Consider the following 4,595-nt stretch of genomic DNA (forward strand, 5'->3'; position numbering starts at 1 on the left):
CTGGTCTCGGCCAGCTCCGTCGATGCCGAAACGAAAAAGAATTTGAAGGGCGGCGGCAACATCGCGGCGGCCAAAGTCATCGGCAAAACCATCGCCGAGCGCGCCAAAACCGCCGGAGTCAGCAAAGTGGTGTTCGACCGCGGCGGGTACAAGTATCACGGCCGCGTCAAGGCGCTCGCGGATGCGGCGCGGGAAGCGGGGTTAAAGTTCTAAGCTTATGTCGAAGCAAATTCTACGCGACAGTCTCGCGGTTCGCCGGCTCCTCGAGGTGAACCCTTCGGATTTGAAGGATGACGTGATCGCCATCAACCGCGTCACCAAAGTCGTCAAAGGTGGCAAGAACCTCAGTTTCTCGGCGCTCGTCGTCGTCGGTGACAGCCACGGCCACGCCGGGTTTGGCATGGGCAAGGCGCGCGAAGTGCCTATGGCCATCAAAAAGGGCATCGAGCAGGCCAAGAAAAATTTGATCAAGCTGAACCTCAAAGGTTCGACGATTCCGCATCAGGTCCTCGGCCGTTACGGCTCGGCGCAGGTGCTGCTCAAGCCGGCCTCCGAAGGCACGGGCGTGATCGCCGGCGGTCCGGTGCGCAAGGTCATGCAGGTGGCGGGCATCACCAACGTGCTGACCAAGTCGATCGGCACCTCCAACCCGCACAACGTCGTCAAGGCCACGTTTGCGGCGCTTCTTGGTTTGAAAGATGCCGCGCAGGTCGCCGAGACGCGCTCGAAAACTGTGGACGAAATCAGCGGCCGGACCTCCAAAGAGAAGGCTGCCGTCGGTGAGAGCAACGCATGACCGCGCAAAAGAAATCCGCCGGAAAAACCTCCGGCACCGTGAAGATAAAATGGGTGGTCAGCTTTATTGGCTGCACCGATGATATGCGCCAAACCGTCCGCGGCCTCGGTTTGCGGAGATTGCATCAAGTGGTCGAGCGTCAGGACACGCCGGCGGTGCGCGGCATGATTCACAAGGTCCGGCACCTCGTGGAAGTGGTGGAGTAGAGCCATGGCGAAAAAGAAAGCAAGCCGCCCGCGCAAGGGCGGCCAGCACAAGCCGGCAACCCCCGCGTCGAAAGAGCGCTCCGCGTTTTCGCTCGCGCATTTGCATCCGCCGGCGGGTTCGCGCCACCGAAAAGTCCGCGTCGGCCGCGGCATGGGTTCCAAGCTCGGCAAAACCGCCGGCGCAGGCAACAAGGGCCAGCAGTCCCGCCGGGGCTATTCGCGCCGCCGTGGATTTGAAGGCGGCCAGATGCCGCTGCATCGCCGCATCCCCAAGCGCGGCTTTCACAATTTGTTTGGCGTCACCTATTCCGTAGTGAACCTGGGCGAGCTCAACGTTTTCCCCGCCGGGGAAACCGTGACGCCCGAATTGCTGCGCGCCCATGGCTTTGTCCGCCGTCCCCTGGATCCCATCAAGGTTCTGGGCGATGGCGAACTCACCACCAAGCTGGCGATTCACGCCCACGCGTTCAGCGCGTCGGCTAAGGAAAAAATCGCCAAGGCCGGTGGGACGTTTGAGGTTGTAGCGTAAGTATCGGGGAATTGCGATGAACCGTTTTATCGAAGCCATCCGAAACATGTTCCGCGTCGAAGATTTGCGGAACCGCATTCTGTTTACGCTGGCGCTGCTGGCGGTCTATCGCATTGGTGCGTACATTCCCACGCCCGGTATCAACGTCGCGGAAGTCGAGCGCCTCTTCAGCGCGGCGCAGGGCTCGGCGCTGGGCCTCTTCGATCTTTTCAGCGGGGGCACCTTCCGCCGCATGACCATTTTCGCGCTGGGCATCATGCCTTACATCACGGCATCGATCATCCTGCAATTGATGCAGGTGGTTTTCCCGTACCTCGAGCGCCTGCAAAAAGAAGGCGAGTTGGGCCGCCAGAAAATCACGCAATATACGCGCTATTTGACCATCGCGCTCAGCATCATCCAGTCGCTGACCATCGCGGGCGCGCTGCAATCGCAGCCCAATCTCGTTTATCACCCCGGCCTTCCTTTTATTTTGATGACCGTTCTTACCCTGACCACCGGCTCCGCCTTCATCATGTGGCTGGGCGAGCAGATTAGCGAACGCGGCATCGGCAACGGCATGTCCCTGATCATTTTTGTCGGCATCGTAGTCGGCCTGCCGCGCGGCATTCAGGACCTCTGGGAAAAGGAAGTCACCGGCGCATTCGGTCCGCTTACCACGCTCGGCCTGATTTTTCTCGTTATCCTCATGATCGCCGTCGTTGCCTTTATCGTCTATATGGAAGGCGGCCAGCGCCGCATTCCCGTGCAGTATGCCAAGCGCGTGGTAGGCCGCCGCGTGATGGGCGGGCAATCGTCCTATCTCCCGCTGCGCGTCAACTCCGGCGGCGTGATTCCGCCGATTTTTGCGAGCTCGCTGTTAGCGTTTCCCGCCACCATCGCCCTGGCCATGAATCACCGTTACGCGTTTGTCGACTCCATCAAGTCTTATCTCTCCTGGGGCGAGCCGTTGTACGACTTGGTTTACATCACGCTGATCATGCTGTTCTGCTTCTTCTACATCGGGATTGTTTTCAACCCCACGGAGCTTGCCGATAATATGCGCAAGAACGGCGGCTTTATCCCGGGGATCCGGCCGGGCCGCACCACTTCCGAGCATGTCAGCAAAATCTTGAAGCGGCTTACGTTTATTGCCGGAATTTACCTGGCAGCGGTCTGCTTGCTCCCGGAATGGCTGATTACCGGAGTTCACCTCGACCATCTGGGCCTCGGCATCGGCCCGTGGTTTGACAGCCACTTCCCCACCTGGTTTCTGAAAGGGCTGGGAGTGAGCTTTTATTTTGGCGGCACCTCGCTTCTGATTGTCGTCGGTGTGGCCATGGACACCGTGCAGCAGATTGAAGCTCAGTTGGTGATGCGGAATTACGAAGGGTTTGCGCGGAAGGGCCGGTTGCGTTCGCGGCACTAAGGGGAGACAGGCGGAGTGGCTCCGGAGACACGGGCCCCGGAAAGACTGGACCGCGCGGTGATTTTTCTTGGGCCTCCGGGCGCAGGGAAAGGCACGCAAGCGAAAGAGCTGGCCAAGCTTTACCGTGTGCCGCATCTTTCCACCGGCGACATGTTTCGCGAGCATGTCAGCCTGGGGTCGCCACTGGGCGAGCAGGTCAAACCGATCATGGCGCGCGGCGACCTGGTTCCGGACTCGCTGGTGCTGAAGATGGTTCGCGAGCGCATCGAGCGGCCGGATTGCTCGCATGGTTTTGTGTTCGACGGTTTTCCCCGCACCGTCGCGCAGGCGCAGTATCTGAGCGTGCTGCTGCGGCAGAACGGCTACCGTCCGGCGCTGGTCGTGCACTTCGCGTTGGACGCGAAGCTGGTGCTGCGGCGGATTACCGGGCGGCGCATGTGCAAGGTGGGCGGCGAGATTTACAATATCTACGAGCGCCCGCCGAAGGTGGAAGGCCGCTGCGATAACGATGGCGGCGAGCTGGAGCAGCGGCCGGACGACCGCGAAGAAATTGTGGCTCCGCGGCTGGAGGCGTACGAAAAGTTGACCGAGCCACTGGTCTCGTACTACCGGAGGCTGGGCCGCTTGCACGACGTCGATGCTTCGAAAAGCATCGAGGAAGTAAGGCAGCGCGTGCTCGAGATTGTGCGCAATTCACGCTGATTGCCGTTCGCTGAAGTTGTAGTGGCGGGTCTTTAGACCCGTGATTTTGCGGTTGGTTTCTAGCGGCCGCCTTTTTACGCCGAGCGAAGCGAAGGGCTGAGGCGGGCGGCTTGAGCAGCAAGCCGGCAATGGCTGCCATTAGGATTTGGCCCCCGTAACGGGCCTGGCAAAGGGATCGGATGGCGATTCACCTGCGTAGTTTGGACGAACTGCAGAAGATGCATCGCGCAGGGCTGGTCGTCTACGACGTGCTGACCGCGCTGCGGAGCGCCGTCAGGCCCGGCATGACCACGATGGACCTCGAGAAGCTGGCCGAGGGAAAAATCGCGGGCGGGCCGGGGCACGCCGCGTTCAAGGGCTACCGCGGGTACCCGTGCTCGCTGTGCACTTCGGTGAACAGCGAGATCGTTCACGGCATCCCGTCGCCCAAGCGCAAATTGCGCGAAGGCGACATCGTCTCGATTGATTTCGGGATGGAAGTGGACGGCTACTACGCGGATTCGGCGGTCACCGTTCCGCTCGGGAAAGTTCGGCCCGAGGTGCAGAAGTTGCTCGACGTGACCCGCGAATCGCTGGACCGCGCCATCGACAAGATGCGCGCCGGCAACCGCCTTGGCGACGTCGGCCACGCGGTGCAGAGCTGGGTCGAGCAGAACGGTTTTTCGGTGGTGCGGGAGTTTGTCGGGCACGGCATCGGTACGCGGATGCACGACGAGCCGAACTTGCCGAACTACGGTGAAGAAGGCCGCGGCGCGCGGTTGCAGGAAGGCATGGTCATCGCCGTTGAACCGATGGTCAACGCCGGGCGCCCGGAAGTGCGGATGCGCGATGAATGGACCGCGGAGACCGCGGACGGCAGTCCTTCAGCGCACTTCGAGCACACCGTGGCCGTCACTGCCAACGGGCCGTGGATTTTGACGCGCCCGAAAGAAGTGACCGGCCCGTCCTGGTGAG

General features: G+C 61.3%; 7 protein-coding genes. All 7 read left to right on the forward strand.

All coding sequences use genetic code 11. From position 1 onward, the window contains the following. The coding region (locus VFI82_17345) for a 50S ribosomal protein L18 (protein ID HET7186450.1) at positions 1 to 213 on the forward strand (213 nt) is incomplete at its 5' end. A 4-nt stretch (positions 214 to 217) separates the two neighbouring features. After that, positions 218 to 796, forward strand: coding sequence for a 30S ribosomal protein S5 (gene rpsE / locus VFI82_17350; GenBank protein ID HET7186451.1), 579 nt, complete (start codon positions 218 to 220; stop codon positions 794 to 796). Then, positions 793 to 1,002, forward strand: a complete 210-nt coding sequence (gene rpmD, locus VFI82_17355) for a 50S ribosomal protein L30 (GenBank protein HET7186452.1) — start codon at positions 793 to 795, stop codon at positions 1,000 to 1,002. Before rpsE ends, rpmD begins: the two co-directional genes overlap by 4 nt. Before the next feature lie 4 nt (positions 1,003 to 1,006). Further along, positions 1,007 to 1,531 (forward strand): 50S ribosomal protein L15, encoded by a 525-nt coding sequence (gene rplO, locus VFI82_17360; protein ID HET7186453.1) that lies wholly within the window; start codon positions 1,007 to 1,009, stop codon positions 1,529 to 1,531. Positions 1,532 to 1,547: 16 nt separating this feature from the next. After that, the gene (gene secY / locus VFI82_17365; protein ID HET7186454.1) at positions 1,548 to 2,939 is read left to right on the forward strand and encodes a preprotein translocase subunit SecY; all 1,392 of its coding nucleotides are present in this window, start codon (positions 1,548 to 1,550) and stop codon (positions 2,937 to 2,939) included. A 15-nt stretch (positions 2,940 to 2,954) separates the two neighbouring features. After that, positions 2,955 to 3,641: an adenylate kinase gene (locus VFI82_17370; GenBank protein ID HET7186455.1), complete on the forward strand. Its 687-nt coding sequence runs from the start codon at positions 2,955 to 2,957 to the stop codon at positions 3,639 to 3,641. A gap of 179 nt (positions 3,642 to 3,820) precedes the next feature. After that, entirely contained in the window at positions 3,821 to 4,594 is a 774-nt protein-coding gene (gene map, locus VFI82_17375; protein ID HET7186456.1) for a type I methionyl aminopeptidase, read from the forward strand. Position 4,595 lies beyond the last annotated feature (1 nt).

The organism is Terriglobales bacterium, assembly GCA_035691485.1.
Classification (GTDB): Bacteria; Acidobacteriota; Terriglobia; order Terriglobales; family Acidobacteriaceae; genus JAIQGF01.

Excerpts from the sequence above, each read along its gene's own strand:
- rpsE (HET7186451.1), top strand. The coding sequence starts at position 218 with ATGTCGAAGCAAATTCTACGCGACAGTCTCGCGGTTCGCCGGCTCCTC.
- rpmD (HET7186452.1), top strand. The coding sequence starts at position 793 with ATGACCGCGCAAAAGAAATCCGCCGGAAAAACCTCCGGCACCGTGAAG.
- rplO (HET7186453.1), top strand. The coding sequence starts at position 1,007 with ATGGCGAAAAAGAAAGCAAGCCGCCCGCGCAAGGGCGGCCAGCACAAG.
- secY (HET7186454.1), top strand. The coding sequence starts at position 1,548 with ATGAACCGTTTTATCGAAGCCATCCGAAACATGTTCCGCGTCGAAGAT.
- map (HET7186456.1), top strand. The coding sequence starts at position 3,821 with ATGGCGATTCACCTGCGTAGTTTGGACGAACTGCAGAAGATGCATCGC.